Origin of the sequence: Streptomyces sp. NPDC087440 (genome assembly GCF_044744005.1) — a bacterium.
GTDB lineage: Bacteria > Actinomycetota > Actinomycetes > Streptomycetales > Streptomycetaceae > Streptomyces.
In genome coordinates this window covers 82,979-109,974 of sequence record NZ_JBIUXN010000016.1, presented here as the reverse complement: position 1 = coordinate 109,974, position 26,996 = coordinate 82,979, and the positions used below count along the sequence as shown (strand labels likewise).

The 26,996-nt window shown below is 72.6% G+C and carries 21 protein-coding genes and 1 tRNA gene; 13 read left to right on the top strand and 9 right to left on the bottom strand.

Annotated features, from left to right (window positions below; all coding sequences use genetic code 11):
• Positions 1 to 592 precede the first annotated feature (592 nt).
• The 5 genes from topA (at position 593) to ACIO3O_RS28305 (ending at position 10,428) form a co-directional block, all read left to right on the top strand.
• Positions 593 to 3,409, top strand: coding sequence for a type I DNA topoisomerase (gene topA, locus ACIO3O_RS28325; protein ID WP_401750596.1), 2,817 nt, complete (start codon positions 593 to 595; stop codon positions 3,407 to 3,409).
• A 308-nt stretch (positions 3,410 to 3,717) separates the two neighbouring features.
• Positions 3,718 to 6,852, top strand: a complete 3,135-nt coding sequence (gene tmk, locus ACIO3O_RS28320) for a dTMP kinase (protein WP_401750593.1) — start codon at positions 3,718 to 3,720, stop codon at positions 6,850 to 6,852.
• Positions 6,853 to 7,297: 445 nt separating this feature from the next.
• On the top strand, positions 7,298 to 8,503 hold the full coding sequence (locus ACIO3O_RS28315) for a DNA polymerase III subunit delta' (RefSeq protein ID WP_401750591.1): 1,206 nt from the start codon (positions 7,298 to 7,300) through the stop codon (positions 8,501 to 8,503).
• 144 nt (positions 8,504 to 8,647) lie between these two features.
• On the top strand, positions 8,648 to 10,210 hold the full coding sequence (locus ACIO3O_RS28310; protein ID WP_401750587.1) for an alpha/beta hydrolase: 1,563 nt from the start codon (positions 8,648 to 8,650) through the stop codon (positions 10,208 to 10,210).
• A gap of 144 nt (positions 10,211 to 10,354) precedes the next feature.
• A tRNA-Thr gene (locus ACIO3O_RS28305) sits at positions 10,355 to 10,428 on the top strand.
• 121 nt (positions 10,429 to 10,549) lie between these two features.
• Here the strand turns inward: ACIO3O_RS28305 and ACIO3O_RS28300 are convergent.
• The 4 genes from ACIO3O_RS28300 to ACIO3O_RS28285 all read right to left on the bottom strand — a co-directional run bounded on the left by ACIO3O_RS28300 (position 10,550) and on the right by ACIO3O_RS28285 (position 12,915).
• Complete coding sequence (locus ACIO3O_RS28300) at positions 10,550 to 11,185, bottom strand: GNAT family N-acetyltransferase (RefSeq protein ID WP_401750584.1); 636 nt, start codon at positions 11,183 to 11,185, stop codon at positions 10,550 to 10,552.
• A gap of 52 nt (positions 11,186 to 11,237) precedes the next feature.
• A complete protein-coding gene (locus ACIO3O_RS28295) occupies positions 11,238 to 11,867 on the bottom strand; it encodes a DsbA family protein (protein WP_401750582.1) in 630 nt (209 codons plus the stop codon).
• 116 nt (positions 11,868 to 11,983) lie between these two features.
• The gene (locus ACIO3O_RS28290; protein WP_401750837.1) at positions 11,984 to 12,448 is read right to left on the bottom strand and encodes a Dps family protein; all 465 of its coding nucleotides are present in this window, start codon (positions 12,446 to 12,448) and stop codon (positions 11,984 to 11,986) included.
• A gap of 149 nt (positions 12,449 to 12,597) precedes the next feature.
• Entirely contained in the window at positions 12,598 to 12,915 is a 318-nt protein-coding gene (locus tag ACIO3O_RS28285; RefSeq protein ID WP_401750580.1) for a DUF6479 family protein, read from the bottom strand.
• A 104-nt stretch (positions 12,916 to 13,019) separates the two neighbouring features.
• Between ACIO3O_RS28285 and ACIO3O_RS28280 the strand changes: the two genes are divergently transcribed.
• Positions 13,020 to 13,532, top strand: coding sequence for a SigE family RNA polymerase sigma factor (locus ACIO3O_RS28280; protein WP_401750577.1), 513 nt, complete (start codon positions 13,020 to 13,022; stop codon positions 13,530 to 13,532).
• Between the two features lie 80 nt (positions 13,533 to 13,612).
• Positions 13,613 to 14,962, top strand: a complete 1,350-nt coding sequence (locus ACIO3O_RS28275) for a hypothetical protein (RefSeq protein WP_401750575.1) — start codon at positions 13,613 to 13,615, stop codon at positions 14,960 to 14,962.
• A gap of 28 nt (positions 14,963 to 14,990) precedes the next feature.
• Here ACIO3O_RS28275 and ACIO3O_RS28270 read toward each other — a convergent pair whose 3' ends face one another.
• The gene (locus ACIO3O_RS28270) at positions 14,991 to 16,688 is read right to left on the bottom strand and encodes a bifunctional 3'-5' exonuclease/DNA polymerase (protein WP_401750573.1); all 1,698 of its coding nucleotides are present in this window, start codon (positions 16,686 to 16,688) and stop codon (positions 14,991 to 14,993) included.
• Between the two features lie 129 nt (positions 16,689 to 16,817).
• Positions 16,818 to 18,128 (bottom strand): LuxR C-terminal-related transcriptional regulator, encoded by a 1,311-nt coding sequence (locus tag ACIO3O_RS28265; protein ID WP_401750572.1) that lies wholly within the window; start codon positions 18,126 to 18,128, stop codon positions 16,818 to 16,820.
• A 142-nt stretch (positions 18,129 to 18,270) separates the two neighbouring features.
• On the opposite strand from ACIO3O_RS28265, the gene ACIO3O_RS28260 reads away from it, so the two are divergent.
• From ACIO3O_RS28260 to ACIO3O_RS28250, 3 genes are all read left to right on the top strand, one after another.
• A complete protein-coding gene (locus ACIO3O_RS28260; protein WP_401750570.1) occupies positions 18,271 to 19,182 on the top strand; it encodes an NADP-dependent oxidoreductase in 912 nt (303 codons plus the stop codon).
• 82 nt (positions 19,183 to 19,264) lie between these two features.
• Positions 19,265 to 20,104 (top strand): nitrilase-related carbon-nitrogen hydrolase, encoded by an 840-nt coding sequence (locus ACIO3O_RS28255; protein ID WP_401750568.1) that lies wholly within the window; start codon positions 19,265 to 19,267, stop codon positions 20,102 to 20,104.
• 63 nt (positions 20,105 to 20,167) lie between these two features.
• Positions 20,168 to 21,385, top strand: coding sequence for a DUF2786 domain-containing protein (locus ACIO3O_RS28250; protein ID WP_401750566.1), 1,218 nt, complete (start codon positions 20,168 to 20,170; stop codon positions 21,383 to 21,385).
• Positions 21,386 to 21,445: 60 nt separating this feature from the next.
• On the opposite strand, the gene ACIO3O_RS28245 is transcribed toward ACIO3O_RS28250, so the two are convergent.
• From ACIO3O_RS28245 to ACIO3O_RS28235, 3 genes are read right to left on the bottom strand one after another with little or no spacing between them, the layout of a single operon-like run.
• On the bottom strand, positions 21,446 to 21,976 hold the full coding sequence (locus ACIO3O_RS28245) for a hypothetical protein (protein ID WP_401750565.1): 531 nt from the start codon (positions 21,974 to 21,976) through the stop codon (positions 21,446 to 21,448).
• Positions 21,976 to 23,538 carry an ATP-binding protein gene (locus ACIO3O_RS28240; protein WP_401750563.1) on the bottom strand — a complete coding sequence of 521 codons (1,563 nt, stop codon included), beginning with the start codon at positions 23,536 to 23,538 and terminating at the stop codon, positions 21,976 to 21,978. Before ACIO3O_RS28240 ends, ACIO3O_RS28245 begins: the two co-directional genes overlap by 1 nt.
• On the bottom strand, positions 23,535 to 24,227 hold the full coding sequence (locus ACIO3O_RS28235; protein WP_401750561.1) for a response regulator: 693 nt from the start codon (positions 24,225 to 24,227) through the stop codon (positions 23,535 to 23,537). The genes ACIO3O_RS28240 and ACIO3O_RS28235 overlap by 4 nt, the downstream gene beginning before the upstream one ends.
• A gap of 132 nt (positions 24,228 to 24,359) precedes the next feature.
• Between ACIO3O_RS28235 and ACIO3O_RS28230 the strand changes: the two genes are divergently transcribed.
• The 3 genes from ACIO3O_RS28230 (at position 24,360) to ACIO3O_RS28220 (ending at position 26,994) form a co-directional block, all read left to right on the top strand.
• Positions 24,360 to 25,037 (top strand): hypothetical protein, encoded by a 678-nt coding sequence (locus tag ACIO3O_RS28230; protein ID WP_401750559.1) that lies wholly within the window; start codon positions 24,360 to 24,362, stop codon positions 25,035 to 25,037.
• On the top strand, positions 25,034 to 26,143 hold the full coding sequence (locus ACIO3O_RS28225; protein ID WP_401750558.1) for a peptidoglycan-binding protein: 1,110 nt from the start codon (positions 25,034 to 25,036) through the stop codon (positions 26,141 to 26,143). Before ACIO3O_RS28230 ends, ACIO3O_RS28225 begins: the two co-directional genes overlap by 4 nt.
• Before the next feature lie 167 nt (positions 26,144 to 26,310).
• Positions 26,311 to 26,994, top strand: coding sequence for an ABC transporter ATP-binding protein (locus ACIO3O_RS28220; RefSeq protein ID WP_401750557.1), 684 nt, complete (start codon positions 26,311 to 26,313; stop codon positions 26,992 to 26,994).
• Positions 26,995 to 26,996 lie beyond the last annotated feature (2 nt).

The window sequence follows — 26,996 nt, the reverse complement described above, 5'->3', positions numbered from 1 at the left end:
CTCTCTTGCCCGGGCCGGGCGGGGCCGCATGTCCGGTACGGGGGCGGGCCGGGCCCCTTTGGACGCGCGTCCGGTACAGGGGCTGGGCCAGGGGCGGCACCCGGGTGGGCCGGGAGCGGGAGGGGCCGCCCCCTTGCCCGCCCGTCCCGCCCCCGGGGGGCGGCCCCGCCGCCCAAGGGGGCTACGGGGGAAGCGGGGGGGAGGGTGGCCCCGCCGCCCAAGGGGGCTAGGGGAAGAGGGGGGCGGAGCCCAGGGAGGATGGCGAACGGGAGCCCGAGGGGGATGAGGGCGGAGCCCGAGGGGTGGTGTGGCCGTGTCGGAGCGGCCGTGATGAGGGGGCTTGCCCTCCTGCGGCGGGCCGCCCAGGAGGGACCCGTACGGGGGCGGTGGGGCGGTCCGGGCGGCAGGAATGGCGATTGTCGGGTTACCGTCTCTCAGGTGGCCGTTGCGGGCTTTCGGGCTTTTGCCGTTTGACACGAGGACGGGATGTACCGTCACACTCCGCAGCGTTAAGCGTCCGGACGGGTCCGTCCGCCGGGCGCACACGACCACGACTGTGACCACTGAGTGTCGACCGGAGAGAAGAGCCAAGTTGTCCCCGACCAGCGAGACCGCACAGGGCGGCCGCCGACTCGTCATCGTCGAGTCGCCTGCCAAGGCGAAGACGATCAAGGGCTACCTCGGCCCCGGATACGTAGTCGAGGCGAGCGTCGGGCACATCCGTGACCTCCCGAACGGCGCCGCCGAGGTGCCCGACAAGTACACGGGCGAGGTGCGCCGCCTGGGCGTGGACGTCGAGCACGACTTCCAGCCCATCTACGTCGTGAACTCCGACAAGAAGGCACAGGTCAAGAAGCTCAAGGACCTGCTGGCCGAGTCGGACGAACTCTTCCTCGCCACCGATGAGGACCGCGAGGGCGAAGCCATCGCGTGGCACCTGCAGGAAGTCCTGAAGCCCAAGGTCCCGGTCCACCGGATGGTCTTCCACGAGATCACCAAGGACGCGATCCGCGAGGCGGTGTCGAACCCGCGCGAGCTGAACAAGCCGATGGTCGACGCCCAGGAAACGCGCCGCATCCTCGACCGGCTGTACGGCTACGAGGTCTCGCCGGTCCTGTGGAAGAAGGTCATGCCGAAGCTCTCGGCGGGCCGTGTCCAGTCCGTCGCGACACGCCTCGTGGTCGCCCGGGAACGCGAGCGCATCGCTTTTCGTTCTGCTGAGTACTGGGACCTCACCGGTACGTTCTCCACCGGACGCGCCGGGGACGCCTCCGACCCGTCCTCTCTGGTCGCCCGCCTGACGACGGTCGACGGCAGGCGCGTCGCCCAGGGCCGTGACTTCAGCGCGGCCGGACAACTGAAGAGCGACGTCCTGCACCTGGACGAGGCGAACGCCCGCGCGCTGGCCGCCGCCCTCGCCGACTCCTCCTTCGCGGTGCGCTCGGTCGAGTCCAAGCCGTACCGCCGCTCGCCGTACGCCCCGTTCCGTACGACGACCCTCCAGCAGGAGGCGTCCCGCAAGCTCGGGTTCGGCGCGAAGTCGACCATGCAGGTGGCCCAGAAGCTGTACGAGAACGGCTTCATCACCTACATGCGTACGGACTCCACCACCCTGTCGGACACGGCGATCACCGCCGCCCGCGCCCAGGTGACGCAGCTCTACGGCGCCGCGTACCTGCCGGACAAGCCGCGCACGTACGCCGGGAAGGTCAAGAACGCGCAGGAGGCGCACGAGGCGATCCGCCCGTCGGGTGATCGTTTCCGCACCCCCGCCGAGACGGGTCTGACCGGCGACCAGTTCAAGCTGTACGAGCTGATCTGGAAGCGGACCGTCGCCTCCCAGATGAAGGACGCGGTCGGCAACTCGGTCACGGTCAAGATCGCTGGGCAGGCCTCCGACGGCCGCACCGCCGAGTTCTCCGCCTCCGGCAAGACGATCACCTTCCACGGCTTCATGAAGGCGTACGTCGAAGGCGCCGACGACCCGAACGCGGAGCTGGACGACCGCGAGCGCCGGCTGCCGCAGGTCGCCGAGGGCGACGCGCTGGCCGCCGAGGAGATCACGGTCGACGGCCACGCGACCAAGCCGCCTGCGCGGTACACCGAGGCCTCGCTGGTCAAGGAGCTGGAAGAGCGCGAGATCGGGCGTCCTTCGACGTACGCCTCGATCATCGGGACGATCCTGGACCGCGGGTACGTGTTCAAGAAGGGGACGGCGCTGGTTCCGTCGTTCCTGTCGTTCGCCGTGGTCAACCTGCTGGAGAAGCACTTCGGGCGGCTCGTCGACTACGACTTCACCGCCAAGATGGAGGACGACCTCGACCGCATCGCGCGGGGCGAGGCCCAGTCCGTGCCGTGGCTGAAGCGGTTCTACTTCGGTGAGGGCGAGGCCACGGGCGCCGCCTCGGACGCCGGGAACGGCGACGGCGACCACCTCGGCGGTCTCAAGGAGCTGGTGACGGACCTCGGGGCGATCGACGCCCGCGAGATCTCGTCGTTCCCCGTCGGCGACGGGATCGTGCTGCGCGTCGGCCGGTACGGGCCGTACATCGAGCGTGGTGAGAAGGACGCCGAGGGCCACCAGCGCGCCGACGTTCCGGACGACATGGCTCCGGACGAGCTGACCGTGGAGTACGCGGAGGAGCTGCTGGCCAAGCCGAGCGGCGACTTCGAGCTGGGCGCGGACCCGGAGACCGGGCGGCAGATCGTCGCGAAGGCCGGGCGTTACGGCCCGTACGTGACGGAGATCCTGCCCGAGGGAACGCCGAAGACCGGCAAGAACGCGGTGAAGCCGCGGACCGCCTCGCTGTTCAAGTCGATGTCGCTGGACACGGTGACGCTGGTCGAGGCGCTGAAGCTGATGTCGCTGCCGCGCGTGGTCGGTGCCGACGCCGAGGGCGTCGAGATCACCGCACAGAACGGGCGGTACGGGCCGTACCTCAAGAAGGGCACGGACTCGCGGTCGCTGGAGACCGAGGACCAGCTCTTCTCGATCACGGTCGAGGAGGCCCTCGCGATCTACGCGCAGCCCAAGCAGCGCGGGCGGGCGGCCGCGAAGCCGCCGCTCAAGGAGCTGGGCACGGACCCGGTGAGCGAGCGTCCGGTCGTGGTCAAGGACGGTCGTTTCGGCCCGTACGTGACCGACGGCGAGACGAACGCGACGCTGCGGTCCGGCGACAGTGTGGAGGAGATCACTCCCGAGCGCGGGTACGAGCTGCTGGCGGAGAAGCGGGCGAAGGGGCCGGCGAAGAAGGTCGCCAAGAAGGCGGCGAAGAAGGCTCCGGCGAAGAAGGCTGCCGCGAAGAAGACGGCGGCGAAGAAGACGGCCTCTTCTGCGACGGCGGCGAAGAAGACCGCTGCCGCGAAGAAGGCGCCGGCGAAGAAGGCGACGGCGGCGCCCGCGGAGTAGGGCTCGGCCCCCTGTGGGGTGCGGGCAGAGGGCGGAATCGGGGCGGGCCCGTATCGGGCGGGCCGCCCCCTTGCCCGCCCGTCCCGCCCCCGGGGGGCGGCCCCGCCGCCCAAGGGGGCGGGGGATGGTTGCCCGGAGGGCATGCCATCAGGGGCGCGGGGATCTGCGCGACCAGCCACGGCGCACCCGCACGGAACCTCCGCCCCGTGCAGCGGCCTGAACCGCACCCCGCCCCACCCCACTCCGCACGCACACATCCGTTCGAAGACCCGCGCATGTGCCCCGCGCACTGCGGATAGGCTGGCGGGATGACGCGAGCCGAGCAGCCAACGGTCGTGAGCCCCACCTCCGACGCACTAGCCGCAGACTCACGCGAGCGAGCCGTACGGGCTCTTCTGCGCCACCAGCCGTTGAAACGGCTGTGGAGCGCACAGCTCGTCAGCGGTGTCGGGGATGCTCTCGCCCTACTCGTACTTGTCCTGCTGACGCTGGAGGCCGCCGGCCCCCGGGCGGTGTTCGGCGGTGACTATCGCGGTGCCGCCTTCGTGGTCGCCGCGGTCTTCGGCGCGCGTCTGCTCGCCACGTTGCTGTTCGGCGCCGTACTGCTCGGCCCCGTCTCCGCACTGGTCGCCCCCGGCGGCCCGCTCGACCGGCGCTGGGCCATGCTCGCCGCCGACGGCCTGCGGCTCGCGCTGCTGGTGGTCGCGCCGCTGTGGATCGGCTGGATGCCGGACAGGGCGACGCCGATGCTGCTGGTGACGGTGTTCATCGCGGGTGTCGCCGAGCGGTTCTGGTCGGTGGCGCACGAGAGCGCCGCCCCGGCCCTGCTGCCCACCCCGCCCATCGAGGGCGATGCGGTACGTCCGCTTCCGGATCACCTGGGGGCGCTGCGCCGCCTCACGCTCCGTACGAACTTCGCGGCGATCCCCCTCGCCGCAGCCGCGCTCCTCGTCGCGACGCTGCTCGGACGACTGCTCGGCACCGGGCTCGGGTGGTTCTCCAGCCACCAGGCGGCCCTTGCCTCGTACGTCGCGGCGGGCCTCTTCGCGGCCTCCCTCTCCACCCTCGTCTTCCTGGAGCTGCCCGACGCGCACACCCCGCGTCCGCGCTCCCCGCTGGAGGGCCTGCGCAGGCCCAGCACCGGCAACGGCCCCGACAAGGGCCGCACCGGCGCCATTCCGCTTCTGGTGCTGGCGGGCGGTGCCGTGACCGGGGCGATCGCCGCCGCGGCCGCCGTCTCCGTACTGCACGCGCAGGACCTCGGCGGCGGGGGCGCGACCTTCGCGCTGCTGGTGCTGGCGCTCGCCGCGGGCACCGGGCTCGGCATTCGTACGGCCGCCAAGGTCCTCCCCACGTTCTCGCGCCGCCGTCTGCTGTCCCTCGCGGTCGCCGTCGCCGGTGTCGCGCTGCTGGCCATGGGCCTGGTGCCGGACACCACCACCGTGCTCCTCCTCGCGCTGCTCGCGGGGTACGCCGCCGGGGTCGCCGCCAACAGCGCGCACACCCTGCTCGACCTGGAGACCGAGGACTTCCGGCAGGCCCGCACCACCGAGCACCTCCAGGCCGTCGTACGGGTCAGCGGGGCGCTCGGCATGCTCGCCGGGCCCCTGCTGGCCGCCGCGATCGGGCTGCACCGGCTGGAGAGCGGAAGCTTCGTCTTCGTACAAGGAGGCGGGGCCGGGTACACGTTGATGCTGGTCGGGGCGTTGCTCCTGCCCGTGGCCGCACTCGTACTCGCAAAAACGGACGACCGGCAGGGCGTACCGCTGCGCCGGGACCTGCGCGAGGCGCTGCGGGGCGGCGAGCCCGAGCAGGCACCGTCCACGACCGGGTTCTTCATCGCCCTGGAGGGCGGCGACGGTGCCGGAAAGTCGACACAGGCGAAGGCGCTGGCCGACTGGATAAGGGCCAAGGGCCACGAGGTCGTCGTCACCCGGGAGCCGGGCGCGACGCCGATCGGCAAGCGGCTGCGGTCGATCCTGCTGGACGTGTCGAGCGCGGGCCTGTCGAACCGCGCGGAGGCGCTGCTGTACGCCGCCGACCGGGCCGAGCACGTGGATTCCGTCGTACGTCCGGCGCTGGAGCGCGGTGCCGTAGTGATCACCGACCGGTACATCGACTCGTCCGTGGCCTATCAGGGCGCGGGCCGTGACCTGGCGCCGACCGAGATCGCCCGCATGTCGCGCTGGGCGACCCACGGACTCGTACCGCATCTGACGGTTCTGCTGGACGTGTCGCCGGAGACGGCGCGCGAGCGGTTCACCGAGGCGCCGGACCGGCTGGAGTCGGAGCCGCCGGAGTTCCACGCGCGCGTGCGCGCCGGATTCCTGACGCTGGCGGCGTCCGACGCGAGCCGCTACCTGGTCGTCGACGCAGGTCAGGAGCCCGAGGCGGTCACCACGGTGGTACGTCACCGGCTCGACCGGATGCTGCCGATGTCGGAGCAGGAGATCGCCGCCGCCGAGGCCGCGCGCAAGGCCGCCGAGGAGGAGGCGCGACGCCTCGCCGAGGAGGAGGCCGCCCGCAAGGCCGAGGAGGAGCGCATCGAGCGCGAGCGGCAGGAACAGCTCGCCCGGCTGCGCGCCGAGGAGGAGGAGCGCAAGCGCCGCGAGATCGAGGAGGCGCGGCGCCGCGAGGCGGAGCGTCAGGCCGAGGAGGCCAGGCAGCGTGCCGAGGAGGCGCGTCGGCAGGCCGAGGAGGAGCGGGTGCGCCGCGAGGCCGAGGCCAAGGCGCGCGCGGCCGAGCAGGAGCGCCTGCGCAAGCAGGCCGAGGAGGAGGCGCGGCTGCGCGCCGAGGCGGAGGAACGCCGCCGGGAGAAGCAGCGCAAGGCGGAGGAGGCGCTGCTGAAGGCGGAGGAGGCCCGCGCGGCTGCGGCCGCTGCGGCGGCGGCCTCCGCGGCTGCGGCGACTGCTTCGGCGACGGCGGCCGCTGTGGCGCCCCGCCCCCAGCAGCGGGTGCCGGAGACGGACAACGAGACCACCGTGCCGACGCCGATCGTCCGGCTGGACCTGACGAAGGGCCCTGCGGACTCGGCGACGGAGACGACGGTGCTTCCTGCGGTACGGGACGGGGGTGCGGCGGACGAGACCACCGTGCTTCCTGCGGTACGGGAGGGGGGACCGGCGGCGGACGAGACCACGGTGCTGCCTCCCGTACGGGACGCGGGCCCGGCGGCGGACGAGACCGCCGTGCTGCCTCCTGTACGGGACGCGGGACCGGCGGACCGGGTGCCCCCGGGGTACTTCCGGGACGAGCCCGAGGAGGACCGTACGCGGGAGCTGCCGCAGGTCGACCCGGACGAGGCGGAACGTCGGCCGCGGCGGCGCTCGGACTGGGCGGAGGAGACCCCGCTGGACGACCTGCCGTCGCTGGCGGACGAGCTGCTCGGAGGGTCCCCGAAGGACGACGAGGGCAAGGGCCCCAAGGGCCGCGGCCGGAGGTAGGTGCGGCGCTGCCCGGTGCCTGCGGGGTGTGGGTGGGCTGCTGTTCCTGATGGGGCTACGCCCTGATGGGGCTAAGCCCCCCACGCCCTGCCCGGGCTGATGTGCCTGGCGCCCCTGGAATGCCGCCCGAAGGGCAGGCATTCCAGGGGCGCGGGGAACTGCGCGACCAGCCACAACGCACCCGCACGGAACCGTGCAACAGCCCCGCAGGGTTACGGGAAGGGGCGGGGAGGGGAGAAATCCGCCCCGGCACCGGGTGCCGCCCCGACCGAGCCCTCACGCAGCATCCCGCCCCGACCCGGGCCCCCGCCCCACCCGGGCCCCGGGGGCCCTCGGGGTGCCACCGAACCGCCCGCGCCCAAGCGGCCCGTCCCCGACTGTCAGTGCCGTCACCCACAATGGGAACCCAGCCCCACCCCGGGGCCCGCAAGTGCAGGGAGCGGCCATGACCGTATGGGACGACCTCGTCGGCCAAGAGCGCGTCCAGAAGCAGCTGGCCGGCGCGGCCAAGGACGCCGACGCCCAGGTCACCGCCCAGTCCGCGGGCGAAACGGCCGCCGAGGCGTCGAAGATGACACACGCCTGGCTGTTCACCGGCCCCCCCGGCTCCGGCCGCTCCACCGCCGCCCGCGCGTTCGCCGCCGCCCTCCAGTGCACGAGCCCGGACCGCGCCCTGGGCGCCGACCCGGGCTGCGGGTTCTGCGACGGCTGCCACACCACCCTCATCGGCACGCACGCGGACGTCGAGATCGTCCGCACCGACCTGCTCTCCATCGGCGTCAAGGAGACCCGCGACCTGGTCCGCCGCGCCCAGCTTTCCCCTGCAGTGGGCCGCTGGCAGGTCATCGTCCTGGAGGACGCCGACCGCCTCACCGAGGGCGCGGGCAACGTCCTCCTGAAGGCCGTCGAGGAGCCCGCCCCCCGCACGGTGTGGCTGCTCTGCGCGCCCTCCCTCGAAGACGTGCTGCCCACCATCCGCTCCCGCTGCCGCCACCTCACCCTCACCACCCCCTCCGTCGCCGCCGTCGCCGACGTCCTCGTCCGCCGGGACGGCATCGAGCCCGACGCCGCCATGACCGCGGCCCGCGCCACCCAGGGCCACATCGGCCGCGCCCGCCGCCTGGCCACCGACGAACGGGCCCGCAGCCGCCGCGCCACCGTCCTGCGCCTCCCGCTGCGCGTGGACGACATCGGCGGCTGCCTCAAGGCCGCCCAGGAGCTGGTCGATGCGGCCGGTGAGGACGCCAAGCAGGTCGCGGAGGACGTGGACGAGAAGGAGACCGAGGACCTGAAGGCCGCCCTCGGCGCGGCCGCCGGGGGCCGGATGCCGCGCGGCACGGCGGGCGCGATGAAGGAGCTCGCCGACCGCCAGAAGCGCCGCTCCACCCGTACCCAGCGCGACAGCCTCGACCTGGCCCTCTCCGACCTCACCGGCTTCTACCGCGACGTCCTCGCCCTCCAGCTGGGCTCCTCGGTCGCCCTCGCCAACGAGGACGTACGCGAATCGCTGGACCGCATCGCCCGCGACTCCACCCCCGAGCGCACGCTGCGCCGCATCGAGGCGATCATCGCCTGCCGCCGCGCCCTGGACCGCAACGTCGCCCCCCTCCTCGCCGTCGAAGCCATGGCGGTGTCCCTGCGGGCGGGCTGAGGAGGCACGGGCGGCGGGCCCGGACGGACGACGCCCCGGACCGACGACGCCCCAGCTTCGGCCCCGGGTTGACGGCCTCACTCGTACGGGCAACTGACCGCCTCCAGGACGCACCCCAGGTAACAATCCCACTACGCTCCGAACATGAACTCCAGGCGCCTGCTCCGCTCCTCCGCCACCCTGTTCGCCGCGACCGGTCTGCTGATCGCGGGCTGCTCCACCGGTTCGGGGGCCTCGTCGCCGCCGAGCCGGACGGTGTCGACCGCCGCGCAGAGTACGGGGAAGGCCGTCGACCGGGCGGCCCTGGCCCCGTACTACTCCCAAAAGCTGAGCTGGCGGGAGTGCGGCGCCCCCGGTTTCGAGTGCGCGACGATGAAGGCGCCGCTCGACTACGCGAAGCCGTCCGCCGGCGACATCAAGCTGGCGGTCGCCCGCAAGAAGGCCACCGGGCCCGGCAAGCGGATCGGATCGCTGCTGGTCAACCCGGGCGGACCGGGCGGTTCCGCGATCGGCTACCTCCAGGCGTACGCGGCCCTCGGCTACCCGGCACCGGTCCGCGCCCGCTACGACATGGTCGCCGTCGACCCCCGCGGCGTCGCTCGCAGCGAGCCCGTCGAGTGCCTGACCGGCCCCGAGATGGACGCGCACACGCAGGTCGACCAGACGCCGGACGACGCGGCCGAGGTGACGAAGCTGACCACGGCGTACGAGAAGTTCTCGAAGGGCTGCGAGGAGCGCTCCGCGAAGATCCTCCCGCACGTCTCCACCGTCGAGGCGGCCCGCGACATGGACGTCCTGCGCGAGGTGCTCGGCGACAAGAAGCTCCAGTACGTCGGGGCCTCGTACGGCACCTTCCTGGGCGCGACGTACGCCGAACTCTTCCCCGACCGCACCGGCCGCCTCGTCCTCGACGGCGCGATGGACCCCTCCCTGGCCGCCCGGGACATGAACCGCGACCAGACCGCCGGGTTCGAGACCGCCTTCCAGTCCTTCGCCGCCGACTGCGTCAAGCAGAAGGACTGCCCGCTCGGCACCGGCACCCCCGCCGAGGCCGGCACCCGCCTGAAGACCCTCTTCAAGGCGCTCGACGCCAAGCCCGTCCCCACCAAGGACAAGAACCGCCCGCTCGGCGAGGCCCTCGCCACCACGGGCGCGATCGCCGCGATGTACGACGAAGGGGCCTGGCCGCAGCTCCGCGACGGCATCGCCTCCGCCCAGCAGGGCGACGGCAACGGCCTGCTCGCCCTCGCCGACAGCTACTACGAGCGCGACGGCAGCGGCAAGTACGCCAACCTCATGTACGCCAACACCGCCGTCAACTGCCTCGACCTGCCCCCCGCCTTCACCTCCCCCGACGACGTGAAGTCCGCCCTCCCCGCCTTCGAGAAGGCCTCCCCGGTCTTCGGCGAGGGCCTCGCCTGGGCCTCCCTGAACTGCGCGTCCTGGCCGATCAAGCCCACCGGCTCCGCCCACCGCATCGAGGCGAAGGGCGCCGCCCCGCTCGTCGTGGTCGGCACCACCCGCGACCCGGCCACCCCGTACAAGTGGGCCAAGTCCCTCGCCAACCAGCTCGCCACCGGCACTCTCCTCACCTACGACGGCGACGGCCACACCGCGTACGGCCGGGGCAGCGACTGCATCGACACGGCGATCAACACCTACCTCCTGGAGGGCACCCCTCCGAAGGACGGCAAGCAGTGCTCCTGACCCGCCACTGACCCGCCACTGAGCCGTCAGTGACCCGTCACTGACCTGCACGGAGTCCCCGATTCCGGGGGTGTGCGGAGCACCCCCGGAAACTGTGTAGACTTGGCTCCGCTGCTGATCGCACCATGGTGTGAACGCAGCGGTGCCGCCTTAGCTCAGTTGGCCAGAGCAACGCACTCGTAATGCGTAGGTCTCGGGTTCGAATCCCGAAGGCGGCTCAGAAGAACCCCAGGTCGGAAGTTTCCGACCTGGGGTTTTCTGTTGTGTGCCGGTTGTGTGCCGGAGCGCCACCCAGTGCGGCCCGGGTCGGGGGCGGCGGGGTTTTGCCCGCTGTGCCGGTCAATGCTGGGTGTGGGGGCGGGGCGGGCGGGTCCAGACTTCCAGGGCGGGGCGGCCGTTGGCGGCGGGGAGGGTGTCGGTGGGGTGCCAGTGCCAGGATTCGTAGGCCGCTTTGGCCACCGTGTTGGTGGGTTCGATGAGGGTGGTGACGAGCTCGGCGTCGACGCGTACGAGCAGGCGGTCCTGGAGTTCCTCGGCCACGCCTCGGCGGCGGTGGGAAGGGGCGACCATCAGTTCCGCGACGTTGAAGATCCGGCCGGAGTCGGCGAGTTGGCCGAGCGTTGCGGGGGCGATGTCGTGGCGGCCGTACCACCAGGAGCCCTGTCGGTCGGGCAGGTAGCCGTAGATGCAGCCGACCAGCACGGTCGCCGAGCTCGCGATGAGCATGTCGAAGCCGGGGCGTTGGACGTCGGCGGAGAAGCGGTCGAGGAAGGCGGTGCGGTCGTGGAAGGCCTGGGTGGGGGCGGTTGCGCGGGGGCTTTTGTCGTATGAGATGCGGGCGCCTGTGGACGGCGGACGGGGCGGGGCGCCGGTCTCGCGGTACGTTTTCTCGTACAAGTCGGCGATGGATTCCCGCTGTTGGTCCGCCTGCCACCTGCTCAGCCGACGGAAGAAGACCTCTGCCACTGCTGCCATGTACACAGAGTGTCAGGGGGCGGCGGGGAGTGGAACAGCCCGGTGCCTCTCCCTAGCGGGTCAGTGCCGCCTCGATCTGGGTGGTGATCTCGGGTGCCGGGAGCGGTCGGCCCGTGCGGTCGAAGCCGTGGATCGACGTCTCACCCAGGCGGACGGTCGGCGTGCCGCGTACGCCGCTGCGGCCGAAGGCGTCGGCGACGGACGCGGCCCACGGGGCGTAGGTGCCGGACGAGACGGCTTCGCGGAAGGCGGGGGCGGTGAGGCCCGTCGATTCCGCGACGCGGAGCAGGACGGACGGGTCGCCGTAGGAGTCGACGCTTTCGTCGGGCTGCTGGGCGTAGAGAGCCTCGTGCAGGGTCTTGAAATCGGCCTGGCTCTCGTTGATCGCGGCGCCCGCCGCACTCAGGGCCGTCGCGGAGCCGCGCCCGCCGAGCATTCCGTCCAGGAACGCCGCGAAGTGGTACTCCAGGCGCAGCCGCCCCGCGTCCGCGAAGCCCCGGATCACCTGGCCCGACGTCTGCTCCAGGGCGGCGCAGTACGGGCAGCGGAAATCCTCGTACAGGGCGAGAACCGGCAGGTCACCGGCCTGTCCGTACGGGATTACCAGGCCGGAGTCGCCGGTGGTGTGGGCGGGGACCAGCGGTTGCTGCGGCAGGGGCTGCGAAGACGTCTGCTGCGACATGGGGCGGGCTCCTTTTCCGTCCCTCCCAGGTACGCACAGGGGCGTGGGCCGCGCATCCTCAGCGTGCGCGGCCCACGGGGCGAGGTGCTGCGGGCGGGGGCCTGCTGCCCGGTGCCTCAGCGGTTTTCCGCCTGGAACATCCAGTGCTGCTTCTCCAGCTCTGCCGTCAGGGAGATGAAGAGGTCCTGGGTCACCGGGTCCTGCTTGTCGGTCGCGGCGATGCGCTCGCGCATCCGCTCGATGATGCCGCCCAGTGCTTCGACCAGCAGGGATACCACGTCGTTGTCGGCTATCCAGCCCGCCTCGGGCTGCGGCAGCTTGCTGCTCGCGGCGACGGATCCCGCCCGGCCGTCGGGGGCGATGCCGATGGCGGAGGCGCGTTCGGCGACGGTGTCCGCGTAGGAGCGTGCCGTGGCGACGATCTCGTCGAGCTGGAGGTGCAGCGAGCGGAAGCGCGGGCCGACGATCGTCCAGTGCGCCTGCTTGGCCAGCAGGGAGAGGTCCAGCAGGTCGACCAGCGCGCCCTGGAGCGCGATGCCGGTGATCTGGCGGGCGGTCTCGGGGAGCGTGCTCTTGATCATGGGGGCGGTGTGGGTGGGGCGGGTGGTGTGGGCGGGGGTGTGGGTGGAGGTGGTGGGAGTGTGGGTGGGGGTGGCCATGGTGGTGGTCCTCCTGTGGTTCGTGTTGTTCGTGTCGTTCACGTTGTTGGGCTTGGGCCCGGGGCGGCCGGTCAGGCGTCGGGGCCGGGGCCGCCCAGATGATGCGGGGTGCGGCGGACGCCGTCCTGCGGGAGCTCGTGCGGCTCCGGGTGCTCGTGCACCACGCCGGGCGGATGGTCCCGCTCGGGGGCGCGCGGCTGTTCCTCCGGGCGCGGTGCGGCGGGCTCACGCTTCTTGACGCGGATACCCAGCACCACGGCACCTATGAGCACCGCCACGATCACAAGACCGATCACGAACGGGGCGATGCCCACCATCAGGTCGCGGGACGCGGCGAGCCCGGTGGTGGCGAGCTCCGTTTGGATGCTTTCGGTGCCGTGTGCGTGCATGCGTCCCGCGTACCCCACACGTCGCCGCGAATGCGGGTGAAACATTCCGCCGGGCCCATCGCGTCAATGAAGTGTGGGCGGGCGGCGCGGAAGGGTGGGGACCGATGCGGGGGATGCGGCGCGACGCGGAGTATCTGGAGTTCGCGACGGTCAGGAGCGGTCATCTCTACCGGTCGGCATGCCTGTTGACCAGCGGTGACACCCACTTCGCCGAGGACCTCACCCAGGAGACGCTGGGTCGGATGTACGCCCTGTGGGGCCGGATCTCGCGGATAGACAATCCCGCGGCGTACGCCCAGACCGTTCTCGTACGGACCTTCCTCAGCCAGCAGCGACGGCGCGCGGCGTCCGAGCGTCCGGTGGGCGAACTCCCGGACGGAGCGGGCCCTCCGGGTGGTGATCCGGAGCTGCGGCTGACCCTCCTTGAGGCGCTGGGGCGGCTCGCGCCGAAGGACCGGGCGGTGATCGTGCTGCGGTACTGGGAGGACTGCAGCATCGAGGAGACCGCCAACGCGATGAATGTGAGCTCGGCGGCGGTACGGACCCGGACCACGCGGGCGCTGGCGAAACTGCGCGAGCAGCTGGGCGGCAGCCTGGTCGCGTTCGCCTCGGGGTGACGGGACCCCGCCCCACCCACTTCCCGACCAGGGCTTTCCATGACGACAGGACGACACGACACCCATGACGGGGGTTTGCCATGCCACCTTTCGAGGACGAACTCGGTCAGGCGCTGCGGCGCACCGGCGACAGTTTCCCCACCGACCAGCAGCGCCTCGCCGACACCGGCCTGGCCAAGGGCCGGCGCACCCTGCGCCGCCGCCGGGCCGGCGCGATCGCCGGCAGCGTGGCCGCGCTGGCGCTGGTGGGCGTGGGCGGGGCGTGGGCGGGCGGCCTGATCGGGGGCTCCGGCGGTCGGGGGGAGGTGGCGGCACCCGTGCCGTCGGTGGAGCGGACCTCGGGCGAGGGCAAGGCCGAGGGGGGCGGCAGGAACGAGACGGGTAAGGCCGAGGGCTCGGGCAAGGGCGACGGCAACGGCGACGGCAAGGGCGACGGCAAGGGCGACGGCAACGGCAAGGCGGACAAGGCGACCGGCACCACGCACCCCATCACTCGCGCCTGGATGACCGACACCTTCAAGCGCCTGATGCCGCGCGGCGAACTGACCCAGGTGGAGGCCCGGGGGACGGAATCGACGCAGGGGATCGCGGACAGCCCGATGGTCTCCGCGGTCTTCGACGAGGGGAAGGGCAAGGCGGCCGTCATGCTCGGCATCACGCGGACCGACCCCAAGAGCCAGATGGCCCGAGACATGGTTACCTGCCCGGCCAGGGCCTACGTGCGCTTCGACGCGTGCAGGAGCGAAAAGCTCTCCGACGGCTCGGACTTCATGCTGCTCCAGAGGTACGTGCGCAACACCGGCGAGGCCAAGGAGTGGCGGGCCACCCTGGTCACCCCGGACGGTCTGGTCGTCGACGTGAGCGAGCACAACGCGCCCGCCGAGAAGGACAAGCCGGTCAGCCGCATCGACCCGCCCCTGGACCCGGGCCGGTTGAAGAAGCTGACGACGGACGGTGCGTGGCGCACCGTCACGGACGCCCTCCCCGCGGCGAAGCCCGCAGGTGACGTCGGTATACCGGGCGAGCCGAGCGTCGAGAAGATGCAGAGGTCCCTGGCCGCCCTGTTGCCGCAGGGGATGACGCTCAGCGACAAGTCCGGCCAGGACGGGTTCGCCAGTGTGGTCGTCAACGACGGCAGGGGCGGCAGCCTCGTCGAGGTCAACGCGCAGGTCGGCATGGGCGACGCGCTCGGCGGCCAGACCCCGACCGAGCCGGACGGTACCGCCGTCACCGTGACCCGGGGCGACGGCGACAAGGGCGTCCCGGGGATCGTGCAGCTCACCGTCGACACCATCAAGCCGGACGGCCGACGCGTCGTGATCTCCGCCTTCAACTCCGACACCCAGCACTCCGCGCCCACCCGCAAACAGCCCGCACTCACCGCCGAGCAGCTCAAGGCGATCGCGCTCAGCTCCACCTGGTGGAAGTGACCGTCGCACCGGGGATGGCCGTACGAGCTCACTTGGCGTCGGCATAACACTCCACCTCCGCCACCGTGAACGGGAACCGCACCGGTGTCTCCCCGAAGGCGATCCGTCCGGCCAGATCACCGGCCGCGCGGATCGCCTCCGCGACCGCCTGCGCCTCCTCGGCGGGGCAGTGCACGATCACCTCGTCGTGCTGGAAGAAGACCAGCTGGGCCTTCATCCCGGCCTGGTGCAGTGACTGCCGCAGGGCCGCGAGCACCAGCAGCGCCCAGTCCGCAGCACTGCCCTGGACGACGAAGTTGCGGGTGAAGCGGCCCCGGGCGCGGTTGTTCCGGGAGGCGTATCCCGGGGTGAACTCCGCATCCCCCGAGGCTGGTTCGAGGTCGGCCTCCTGAGGCAGGCCCGCCTCGCCGACATCGTCGTCCGCCCCCGCCGCCGGAGGGCAGGTCCGGCCGAGCCAGGTCCGTACGAGACGGCCCTCCTCGCCCGCGCGGGCCGCGTCGTCCACGTACGCGACGGCGCGCGGGAATCTTCGGCGCATCGCGGCCAGGTTCTTCAGGCCGTCGCCCGAGGTCTGGCCGTATATGGCGCCCAGCACCGCGATCTTGGCCGCTTCGCGGTCGCCGGAGAAGGCCCGGTCGGAGACCGCCTTGTAGAGGTCGCCGCTCTGTCCGGCCACGTCCATCAGGCCGGGGTCGCGGGAGATCGCGGCCAGCACGCGCGGCTCCATCTGGTCGGCGTCGGCCACCACCAGCCGCCAGCCGGGGTCGGCGACCACCGCACGGCGGATCACCTTGGGGATCTGGAGGGCGCCGCCGCCGTTGGTCACCCAGCGTCCGGTGACCGTGCCGCCCGGCAGGTATTCCGGGTGGAAGCGGCCGTCGCGCACCCAGTCCTGGAGCCAGCCCCAGCCGTGCGCGGTCATGATGCGGTAGAGCTTCTTGTACGCGATCAGGGGCTCCACCGCCGGGTGGTCGACGGACTCCAGCTCCCAGCGCCGGGTCGACTTCACCTTGATCCCGGCCTGCCCGAACGCCTTGATCACGTCGGCCGGCAGCTCGGGCCGCACCCGGCGGCCGAACGCCCGCGACACCTCGTCCGCCAGTTCCGCCATCCGGCGTGGGTCGCCGCCGCCCGTGTACCGCTCGCCGAGGAGTTCGTCCAGGAGGGCCCGGTGGACGTCGGCCCGCCAGGGCAGGCCGGACCGGTTCAGCTCGGCGGCGACGAGCATCCCGGCGGACTCGGAGGCGGTCAACAGGCGCATCCTGCCGGGGTGTTCGGCCTCGTCGTGGCGTCGGTGCTGGTCGGCGTACACCTCCAGGAGGGCGTCGAAGGGTACGTGCACGGGCTGCGGCTCGAAGAGGGAGGACTGCGAGCCGGGGTCGACGGAGCGCACCGGCGGGTCGGGCGGTACGGGGCGGTGGTGCAGCCGGGCGTGCGCGGCGGCGGCCGAACGGGGCTCGCCCCAGCGGCCCGCGTGGCCCAGCAGGAGGAGCTCGGCGTCCTCGATGTCGTAACAGCGCTCCACCCGCACCCCGGCGGCCAGCAGGCGCGGGTAGATCTCGGCGGTGGACCGCCACACCCAGCGGCCGACCTCCGGGCGGGAGCGGACCGCCTCGGCGAGGTCGCTTTCGTGGCGCACCTCGGCGGCGGGGCGGCCGTCCCGGTCGAGCGGGACGAGCAGTGCCCCGCCCCCCTCTGCCGCGGCGACGGCCCACCGGTCGTTCATGGGTGCGAGTGTGGCAGGGGGGTCTGACAATCGGGCCGAAGCTGCGCGTTTGCGCAGGTCAGGCCGGTCAGGTAGGTGAGGTGGGTCGGGCGGGCAGGCAAGTGGTCAGGGTCAGGCGAGTGGTCCGGGTCAGGCGACCACGTGGAGCGTGTGGGCCAGGGCCGCCGCCTCGCCCCGCGTCGCCACGCTCAGCTTGCTGAGGATGTTCTTCACGTGGAACTTCACGGTCGACTCGCTGATGTGCAGCGCCTCGGCGATGGCCCGGTTGCGGTGGCCCCGGGCCAGCTGCGCCAGGACTTCCAGCTCGCGCGGGCCGAGCGCGGACAGCGGGTCGGACTCCGGCAGGCCGGGCGTGCCCAGCGGCAGGGCCGCCGTCACCGTGGTGCCCCAGCCCGGCACCGCGTCGACCTCCAGGCGGCCGCCGAGCGCGGTCAGCCGCTCCTCCGCCCGGCGCACCGTGAACGCCTCGCGGCCCAGCGTGCCGGGCCCGTCGTCCCGTACCGTCGCCCGCAGTTCGTCCGTACCGGCGTCCAGCTGCCAGCCGACCTGCACACGCGTGACCTGCTCCTGCTCCAGCGCCACCAGCAGCACCGTGCGCATCACCGCCCGCGCGGTGCGGGCCACGTCCGCGGGCAGCGAGCGGTCCTCGGCGGGCGGGGCCAGCTCAAGGCGCACCGGACCGTGCCGCAGCAGGGGGCGCAGCGAATCGGCGAGCCGGTCGAAGGCCTGGGCCGCGGGTTCCTCGGTCAGGGCCTGGTCGCGTTCGGCGACGGTGCGCAGTTCCACCAAGGAGTCCACGGCCAGCTCGACGGCACGCGCGCGTGCCGTTGCGTCGTCCAGGGCGCGACTGCGCAGGGTGCCCAGCAGCCCGGTCAGCGTCGCCGTGTGCACCTCGCTCAACTCCGCGATGGCGCGCGCCCGTTCGCCCGCCACCGCCCGCGACTGCGACATCATCCCCGGCAGTGCCTCCGTGGCCACCCGGTCCAGGTGCGCGGTCACCAGGTCCCACACTCCCTGTACGAGGGCGAGCGTCCCGGCGGGCAGGGGCGGGGCGTCCCTGGCGAGCACCAGGGCGAGCAGGGTGGGCCGCAGGCCGCTGAAGGCGCTGCTGACCGCCAGCACCGGATGCACGCCGCCCGCGAGCGGCACGGTGCCCTGCCACGGGTGGCCGGGGCGCACCGAGGTGGCGAGGGCGTCCAGCTCCGCGCCGGTGATGCGGGAGGTCAGCGCCTCCTCGCCGTACGCCTTGACGGGGGAGTGCGCACAGTGCGTACTCATCTCCGCGACGGCACGGTGCGGCACCAGGGGGCGCAGCGCCGCCGACAACCGGTGCTGGAGCTCGTGCAGCGGGCCCTGGACCACCTGTGCGGCGGAGGCGAGGGCGGTGTGGACAGCGGGTGATTCCGCCTCCGCGACGGTGAAGCGGTCTGTCTCCGGCATGCAGCCAGCGTACGTACAGGCGCGGTGCGGGGGCGGCCCTCCCTTCGGGCAGGTGGAACTGTCCGAAGGGAGGGCCGGACGGGAGCCGGGGGCACACCAGGCTGGGGGGCATCCAGAACGGCACGCAAGAGGAGACACAGCTGTGGAAGCGATCGTTTTTGACCGGTTCGGTGGTCCCGAGGTACTGACCGCGCGCACTGTAGCGGACGTGCACGCCGGGCCCGGACAGGTACGCATCAAGGTGGCCGCCGCCGGAGTGAACCCGATCGACGGAAAGATCCGCAGCGGTGCGATGCGGGACTTCATCCCGACGGAACTGCCCGCCGTGCCGGGCATCGACGTCGCGGGCGTCGTCGACGAGGTCGGCGAGGGCGTCACCGGCATCGCGGTCGGCGACGAGGTGCTGGGCTGGGCGGAGGGCGGCTCCTACGCCCAGTACGCGGTGGCCTCGCAGGTGGTGCACAAGCCCGCCGGGCTCACCTGGGAGCAGGCCGCCTCGCTGCCCGTCGCGGGCGAGACCGCCCAGCGCGTGCTGGACCTGCTGGGGGTGCGCGCGGGGGAGACGCTCCTGGTCAACGGGGCGGCCGGGGCCGTCGGCTCGGTCGCCGTGCAGCTCGCGGTGGCGGCGGGCGTCACCGTGGTCGGCACGGCGTCCGAGGCCAACCACGCGTACGTCCGCGGCCTGGGGGCGAGCGCGGTCGTGACGTACGGGGAAGGGCTCGTGGCACGGGTGCGCGAGGTCGCCCCGCAGGGCGTGGACGCGGTCTACGACACGGCCGGGTACGGGGTGCTGCCGGACGCGATCGAGCTGCTCGGCGGCACGACCGACCGCGTGATCACCATCGCGGACCAGGCGGCGGAGTCCCTCGGGGTGGTCTTTTCCGGCGGCGTCACGGGCGACCCGCGCCCGGCGCTGGCCGAGCAGGCGCGGCTGGCGGCCGAGGGACGGCTGACGGTGCGGGTGGCGGAGGTGCTGCCGCTGGGGCGGGCCGCGAAGGCCCACGAGATCAGCGACGGCGGCCACGCACGCGGAAAGCTGCTGCTGCTGCCCTGACGCAGTGGTGGGGCGCTGCTGCCCCGACGGGGCGGCGGGGCTCGGGATGCCGAGGCACGGGACCGCTGGCAGGCTCGACCCCATGCGAGTCGCACTGGCACAGACCGACTGCGTCCTCGGCGACGTCGACGCCAACCTGGAGCACGCCCGGGACCAGATCCGGCAGGCCGTCGCCCAGGGCGCCGACCTCGTCGTGTTCCCCGAGCTCAGCCTGCACGGCTATCACCTGGGGGCGCTGAAACAGGACACCTCCGTGGAGGCGCGCGACCCGAGGCTGATGGAACTGAGCACCCTGGGGGCGGACGTCGTGGTGGGCTTCCACGAGTACACCTCCATGCGGGCGTACAACACCTCCGCGTACTACACCGCCGGCACCCTCCTGCATGCCCACCGCAAGCTGTACCTCCCCAACTACCTCGCCTGGGAGGAGCGCAAGCACGTCAGCCCCGGGCAGTCGTTGCGCGCGTACGACCTCCCCGGCGGGCGGGGCCGGGCCGCCACCCTGGTGTGCAACGACGCCTGGCAGCCGGTGCTGCCCTGGATCGCCGTCCAGGACGGTGCGGAGGTCGTCGTGGTGCCCGCCAACAGTGCCGCCTCGCTCGACCCGGAGGCCATGGACACCGGCCTGTACTGGGACAGCCTCCTCGCGTACACCGCGCGCATGCTCCAGTGCTGGGTGGTGTTCGTGAACCGGGTGGGCAGTGAGAACGGTGCATCGTTCTGGGGCGGATCGCGGGTGGTCGACCCGCGCGGGATGGTCGTCGCGCAGGCGCCCAAGTGGGAGAGCGCCCTGGTGACGGCGGACATCTCGGTGCACGAGGCACGGCGGCAGCGGCGTGCGGTGCCCCTGGTCGCGGAGGCCAGGCTCGGGCTCGTGGCGCGCGAGGTGAGCCGCCTCATCGAGGAGGGCGGGGACAGCTGAGCGACGGCTCCGCGGCCGGGCGAGGTATACCAGGGGGGTGAGCCCGACCGAGGAGAGACGACGTTGACCGAAGAGGCCTTTCCGGGGGCGGACCAGGCATTTTCCGCCCTGTACGGCACCGGCGACGACGACCTCGACCTCGGCGCCTCCCTGCTGGCCGCCGCCCCCTGGCCGGACGCGGGGCGCGAAGTGCTGCGCCGGGGCGAGGAGTTCGTACGCAGGGCCTGGGACCGGGGCTGGCAGCCCGCCGACGTCGCCCGTCTCGTACGCCGCGACCTCGACGACGTGCACGTGCGGCTGCTGGGGGACCTGGTCGCCGCCGAGCAGCGCGCGCACCCCGAGGAACAGCTTCCGCCGCGCTGGCGGGCACAACTGCGCGAGCTGGGCGCCCTGGACGCCGTCTGGTGGAAGCGGGACGAGGCGTACGGGGACGCGCTCGCCCGGCGCGAGAAGGCCGACCGGTTCTCCCTGGCGACGGCCGCCCTGGAACTGTTGCGGCTGCTGATCCGGCTGCCGTCGATCGAACCCGTCGGGCCTGCGCCCGGTGCCGGTGCTCGCGTACGACAGGCGCAGGCGTCGCCCGACGAGCCGCGCATGCTCACCCGCATCCGCGCCCTGCTCGCCAAGGCGGAGGCCACCGACTACCCGGAGGAGGCGGAGGCGCTCACCGGGAAGGCGCAGGAGCTGATGGCCCGGCACAGCATTGACGAGGCCGTCCTCGCCGCACAGGGGGCGGGTGCGTCCGGTCCTGGTGCGTGCCGGATCGGTGTGGACGCACCGTACGAGACGGCGAAGGCGATCCTCCTGGACGCCGTCGCGACGGCCAACCGGTGCCGGGCGGTGTGGAACAGCGAGTTCGGGTTCTCCACAGTGGTCGGTTTCGAGGCCGACCTGGATGCGGTGGAGCTGCTGTACACCTCCCTGCTGGTGCAGGGGACGGCCGCGATGACCCGTGCGGAGGCGGCCCAGCGCGCGGGCGGCAGGAAGCGCACCAAGTCCTTCCGGCAGTCCTTCCTGACGGCGTACGCCAGCAGGCTCGGCACCCGTCTGGCGGAGGCCACCGAACACGTGGTGGAGGAGACGGCCGGATCCCTGCTGCCGGTGCTGGCGGCCCGGGACGTCGCCGTGACGGACCGCGCGGAGCAGATGTTCCCCCGGACGACGTCCACACGGGTGCGCGGGGTGAACGACCTGGCGGGGTGGGAGCACGGGACGGCCGCCGCCGACCGTGCGTCCGTGCCGGGGCGGCAGACGCCGCAGCGGGGCCGCATCCGGCAGTGAGCGCCGTGCGGGGCGTGCTCGGCCCGTGCGGGGCGTGCTCAGCCTGTTGCGGGGTGCGCCTCAGCCCGCCAGGTACGCCGCACAGCGGTACGGGCCCGCCGTCGGTCCGTCGCCCTCGAACGTCACCTGTACGTCGTCCGGGCGCACCCCCTTGGCCAGCACCGACTGCGCGCGCGCCAGGGTGCACACCAGTTGGCCGGTGGCGAGCTGCGACAGGCTGTCCGCGGGGGAGCCGGGGTTGCGCAGGACGACCCTGGCGCCGGTGCCCTGCACGTCGTACGAGGGCGGGTAGTCCATCGCGGAGGTGAGCCCCTCCTTTCGCTCCTCGGCGGTGGGCCCCGAGCCCAGGAGCTTCAGCGCACCCTGGAGATCCGTCAGCCGCTGGTCCGGGCGCGACACCCCCTCCAGCCGTCCCGCACGGGAGACGAAGTAGATCCGCAGCCCTTTCGTCAGTCCCGTCGCCGATTCGCCCGCCCCTATGACACCCGTCGGCTGCACACCACAAGCGGTGAGCGACAGGAGGAGGCCGCAGGCGACAGCGAAAGTCACACTTGCGCCGGTGGCACCGGCACCGGTGCGCGTACGGGTCATCAGGACTGCTCCTCTGTGGGGTGACGGTGCGGCAGGCGCAGGGTGAACACCGCACCGGTGCCACCGTCCCCGCGGTTGGCGACCTCCACGGTGCCTCCGTGCAGGCGCGCGTTCTCCAGGGCGATCGCGGTGCCGAGACCGCTGCCGCCCTCGTCCCGTGCCGCCGTGCGCGTACGGGACGCGTCCGCCTTGTAGAAGCGCTCGAAGACGTGCGGCAGCACCTCGGGCGGCAGACCGGGTCCGGAGTCCGTGACGGTCACCGTCACCCAGTCCCACTCGGCGCCCACCGCGACCGTCACCGGGGGCGCGCCGTGCCGCAGCGCGTTGCCGACCAGGTTGGCGACGATCACGTCGATGCGCCGCCGGTCGGCCACCGTCCGTACGCTCTCCGGGAGTTCGACGCGCACCGCGTCCGTCCAGCCGCGCAGCGCGAGCGAGAAGCGCACGGTCTCGCCCAGGTCGATCTCGGCGGCGTTCAGTGCTGCCGCGCCCGAGTCGAAGCGCGACATCTCCATCAGGTCGTCCACCAGCCGCGACAGCCGGGCCGTCTCCGCGCTCACCGTGCGGGCCGCGTGCGCGGCGTCCGGCGGGAGCTGGTCGGCGTCCTCGTCGAGGACGGTGGCTACCATCGTCATCGCGGCCAGCGGGGTGCGCAGTTCGTGCGATACGTCGGCGACGAAGCGGCGGGCGCGGGCCTCCTGCTCGCGCAGTTCGCCCACCGAGGTGCGCAGTTCCTCGGCGGTGTGGTTGAAGTCGCGGGCCAGGTCGGCGAGTTCGTCGCCGCCCCGGACGGCGACCCGGCTGTCGAGGTCGCCCTCGGCGAGCCTGCGGGTGGCCCGGCCCAGCTCCCGCACCGGCCGCAGCACCGTCCTGGCGGCCAGCAGCGCCAGTATCGCGGCGAGCAGCACCACCGGCAGGATGCCGCCGCGCACGGCGTCCAGCACGCCCGTCGTGTCGTCCTGTTCGGGGCGCAGCGAGGTCGCGGCGTACACCTCCAGGCCGGAGGACTGCTTGTTCTCGTACGTCACCGGGGTGCCCACCACGAGGTACGGCTCGCCCTCGTACTGGACGCGCTGGAAGCTCGTGCGGTCCTGCGAGGCGACGGCGGCCCGCAGTTGCGGGGAGATCCGCGAGTCGTCCGCCAGCGAGTCGGAGGTGGCCTTGAGGTCCTGGTAGCGGGCGACGACCAGCGGGGCGCCGCCGAGCCCCTCGGAGACGCGCGTCGCGAGGGAGGCGAGGCTGCGCACGTCCGGCGGCATGACGACCTCGGGGACGACGGTGTTCACCCGGGCCAGGAAGTCCTTCTGGAAGGAGTCCTGGGCGCGCTGGAGGACGGCGGTGCGTGACTCCCGGTAGGCGAGTGCCGTGCTGGTGACCGCGCTCACCAGGGCGACCAGCACAAAGGCGACCACCAGGCGGGTGCGCAGACCGCCGAGGAGGCGCAACCGTCTTTGAGGAGTGCCGTTTTTCGGGGCGTTGGTCGGAACGCCGGCCGGGGTGCCGTTCTTCGGGGTGCTCTTCGGGGCGCGCCTCTTCGCGGTGCGCGGGGAAGCGCGCGTCACAGCGGGCCGTACCGGTAGCCGAAACCGCGCACCGTCTGCACGTACCTCGGCTTCGCCGGTACGTCCTCCAGCTTGGCGCGCAGCCGTCCGACCGCCGCGTCCACCAGCCGGGAGTCGCCCAGGAAGGTGTGCTCCCAGACCGATGCGAGGAGCTGCTCACGGCTGAACACCCGGCCGGGCGACGCCGACAGCTCCAGGAGGAGCCGCAGTTCGGTGGGAGGCAACGGCACCGGTGTGCCGTTCTTGGTGACGACCAGGCCCGCCCGGTCGATGTGCAGCCCGCCCCCGTCGGCCGCTTCGGGCACCGGCGGCGACGGTTCCGCACGCCGCAGCGCCGCCCGGATGCGGGCCTCCAGCACCGGTGCGGTGACCGGCTTGACCACGTAGTCGTCGGCGCCCGCCTCCAGGCCGGTGACGATGTCCTGGTCGTCGCCGCGCGCCGTCAACATGATGACCGGCAGCGTCGTCGTACGGGTGCGGATGCGGCGGCACACCTCGAAGCCGTCCAGGCCGGGCAGCATCAGGTCCAGCACCACCAGCTCCACCTTCGCGCCCCGGTCGCCGTCCAGCAGGGCGAGGGCCTCCTCGCCGGTGGCGGCCGTGTCCACGTCGTACCCGTGACGGCGCAGCACCAGCTCCATTCCGTCCCGTACGGACGCGTCGTCCTCGATCAGAAGCACATGCGGCATGGGGCGATCATGCCGCACGAGAGGGCCGGTCCCGGGGGCTCACGCGGGTCCCGTGCGCAGGTCGGGGGCATTGTTACATTCCCATCATGTGGTCATGGACGGGCCATCATCCGGGGCCTCGACCGTAGGGGCATGAGCTTCCTCAAGGCCTCTCCCCGCGCCACCGCCCGGCTCCGCCTGGCCTCCCTCGTGGCCGTGCCCGTCCTCGCTCTCTCCGTCGCCTGCGGCGGCACCGACGCCCCCACGAAGGACGACGCCATCGCCGACGTCCCCGCCGCGACCGGCGCCGGCGAGGCGAAGAGCGAGAAGACGCCCGACTCCAAGCCCGATTCCACGTCCGACTCCGCGTCCGGCTCCCAGCCCGCCGCCAAGAGCGCCTTCTACGACGCCCAGCTGAAGTACGTCCAGTGCATGCGTGCCAAGGGCGGTTACCCGGACTTCCCCGACCCCCACCTCGACGGTTACCCGGACTGGGACAAGATCAACGAGATCGGCTCGCAGCCTGGCCGCAACGAGGGCATCAAGGGCGGCAAGAACGGCGTCTGCGTCACCGAACTCCAGGGCGTCATGACGGCGGAGCCCAAGCGCGACGATCAGAAGGACTACGAATCGATGCTCGCGCACGCCAAGTGCATGCGCGACAACGGCGTCTCCCGCTTCACCAACCCGCAGATGAACGGCGGCAACGCCATCCCCGGCGGCGACCCGAACCCCGCCAACCCGGCCCTCGACCAGAACTCCCCGGCGTACAAGAAGGCCCGCAACGCCTGCAAGACCAAGCTGCTCCCCGGTCTGGACGGCATGCAGTGACGAAGCGCCGCACCGCCTTCCTCGCCCTCGGCGCGCTGACTGCGGCCGCCGCCGTCACCACGGGCGTCCTCGTCCTCGGTGACGGCGGCGCCGCGGACGCCCAGGCCGGACCCGCGCTGCCGAACGGGACCGCGACCGTCGTGCGCACCGACCTGGTGCAGTCCAAGACCGTCGACGGCAAGCTGGACTTCGCCCAGCGCCGCCCCGTCAAGGCCGTCGTCGAGGGCACCGTCACGGTGGCCGCCGCGGAGGGGCGCACCCTCGGCCTCGGCGACGCCCTCTACGAGCTGAACGACAAGCCGGTCACGCTGCTGTACGGGCCGGTGCCGATGTTCCGCGAGATGAAGGTGGGCGACAAGGGCAGCGACGTGCTCCAGCTGGAGCGCAACCTCCGTGACCTGGGATACGGGGCGAAGGTGTACGTCGACACGCGGTACGACAAGGACACCGAGGCCGCCGTCAAGCGGTGGCAGAAGTCCTTGAACCGGGAGCCCACCGGCAGGGTCGGCATGGGCGACGTCGTCTTCCAGCGCGGCAAGGTGAAGGTCGTCGCCGCCGACGCCGTCCTCGCCGACCAGGTGGGCCCGGACAAGGCGGTGCTCACCGTCGCGTCCACCAAGCCCGTCGTACGCGCCCGGCTCGACCAGGGCGACGGGGCGCTCACCGCCAAGGGCACCAAGGTCGAGATCACCCTGCCGAGCGGGAAGACCGCCGCCGGAAGGGTGCTCGGGACGGTGGACCCGCAGGAGGACGCGGGCGGCGCTCCCGCCGGCGCCGGTGCTGGTGCCGGTGCGGGCGACGGCATCACCGTGGAGGTCGAGCTGACCGACAGCGGCAGGGCGGCGTCGGGGGAGGACCCCAAGGCGTCCGCGAGCGTGAAGTTCGTCAGCGAGAGCCGCAAGGGCGTCCTCGCGGTGCCCGTCGAGGCGGTGCTCGCGCTGCGCGGCGAGCGCGGTGGCTACGGGCTCCAGGTGATCGGGGGCAGCGGCTCCGGCCGTACGTCCACGATGGTGCGCGTCGAGACGGGCATGACCGCCGACGGACAGATCGAGGTCTCCGGCGCCGGTGTGCGCGAGGGCATGAAGGTCGGAGTGGCGACGTCATGACGGCGGACACTCCGGCACAGGCATCCGGGGGAGCACCGGCAGAGGTGCTCGCGGAAGCATCAGCACCGGTGCTCGCGAACACACAGGCAGAGGTGCTCGCGGGAGCACCAGCGCCGGTGCTCGCGAGCGCACCAGCACCGAGCGCGCCAGTCCCAGCACCGGTACCGGTGATCGAATTGCGCGACGCCACCAAGTCGTACCCCGGTGGTGTGCACGCCCTGCGCGGAGTGGACCTGACGGTGCGCGAGGGCGAACTCCTCGCCATCGTCGGCCCGTCCGGCTCCGGCAAGTCCACGATGCTCAACATCATGGGCACCCTCGACAAGCCCACGTCGGGCACCGTCAGAGTGGCCGGTTACGACGTCGACGAGCTCTCCGACGCACAGCTGTCCGCGCTGCGCGCCCGCCACATCGGCTTCGTCTTCCAGCACTTCCACCTGGCGGCGGGCCGCGACGCGGTCGACAACGTCGCCGACGGGCTGCTGTACGCGGGCGCCTCCTTGAAGGAGCGCAGGGCTCGGGCCCGGGAAGCGCTCGCCAAGGTGCGCCTGGACCACCGGTTCTCGCACACGCCGAACGAGCTGTCCGGCGGGGAGAAGCAGCGGGTGGCCATCGCGCGCGCCCTGGTGGGCGACCCCCGGCTGCTGCTCGCGGACGAACCGACCGGGGCGCTGGACACCGCGTCCGGCGAGATCGTCATGGAGTTGCTGCACGAGCTGAACGCGGCGGGCACCACGATCTGCGTCATCACCCACGACAACGAGATCGCGGAATCGCTGCCGCGCAGAGTGCGCTTCAGGGACGGGGAGATCGTGGCGGACACGTCCGTCGGAGGGGCGGTTTCCCGGTGAAC

Bases quoted from the DNA above. Each gene is read 5' to 3' on its own strand.
- tmk (WP_401750593.1), top strand. From the start codon at position 3,718: ATGACGCGAGCCGAGCAGCCAACGGTCGTGAGCCCCACCTCCGACGCA.
- ACIO3O_RS28310 (WP_401750587.1), top strand. From the start codon at position 8,648: ATGAACTCCAGGCGCCTGCTCCGCTCCTCCGCCACCCTGTTCGCCGCG.
- ACIO3O_RS28235 (WP_401750561.1), bottom strand. From the start codon at position 24,227: ATGCCGCATGTGCTTCTGATCGAGGACGACGCGTCCGTACGGGACGGA.
- ACIO3O_RS28300 (WP_401750584.1), bottom strand. From the start codon at position 11,185: ATGGCAGCAGTGGCAGAGGTCTTCTTCCGTCGGCTGAGCAGGTGGCAG.
- ACIO3O_RS28270 (WP_401750573.1), bottom strand. From the start codon at position 16,688: ATGAACGACCGGTGGGCCGTCGCCGCGGCAGAGGGGGGCGGGGCACTG.
- ACIO3O_RS28285 (WP_401750580.1), bottom strand. From the start codon at position 12,915: ATGCACGCACACGGCACCGAAAGCATCCAAACGGAGCTCGCCACCACC.
- ACIO3O_RS28230 (WP_401750559.1), top strand. From the start codon at position 24,360: ATGAGCTTCCTCAAGGCCTCTCCCCGCGCCACCGCCCGGCTCCGCCTG.
- ACIO3O_RS28290 (WP_401750837.1), bottom strand. From the start codon at position 12,448: ATGATCAAGAGCACGCTCCCCGAGACCGCCCGCCAGATCACCGGCATC.
- ACIO3O_RS28265 (WP_401750572.1), bottom strand. From the start codon at position 18,128: ATGCCGGAGACAGACCGCTTCACCGTCGCGGAGGCGGAATCACCCGCT.
- ACIO3O_RS28275 (WP_401750575.1), top strand. From the start codon at position 13,613: ATGCCACCTTTCGAGGACGAACTCGGTCAGGCGCTGCGGCGCACCGGC.
- ACIO3O_RS28255 (WP_401750568.1), top strand. From the start codon at position 19,265: ATGCGAGTCGCACTGGCACAGACCGACTGCGTCCTCGGCGACGTCGAC.
- ACIO3O_RS28245 (WP_401750565.1), bottom strand. From the start codon at position 21,976: ATGACCCGTACGCGCACCGGTGCCGGTGCCACCGGCGCAAGTGTGACT.
- ACIO3O_RS28295 (WP_401750582.1), bottom strand. From the start codon at position 11,867: ATGTCGCAGCAGACGTCTTCGCAGCCCCTGCCGCAGCAACCGCTGGTC.
- ACIO3O_RS28280 (WP_401750577.1), top strand. From the start codon at position 13,020: ATGCGGGGGATGCGGCGCGACGCGGAGTATCTGGAGTTCGCGACGGTC.
- ACIO3O_RS28315 (WP_401750591.1), top strand. From the start codon at position 7,298: ATGACCGTATGGGACGACCTCGTCGGCCAAGAGCGCGTCCAGAAGCAG.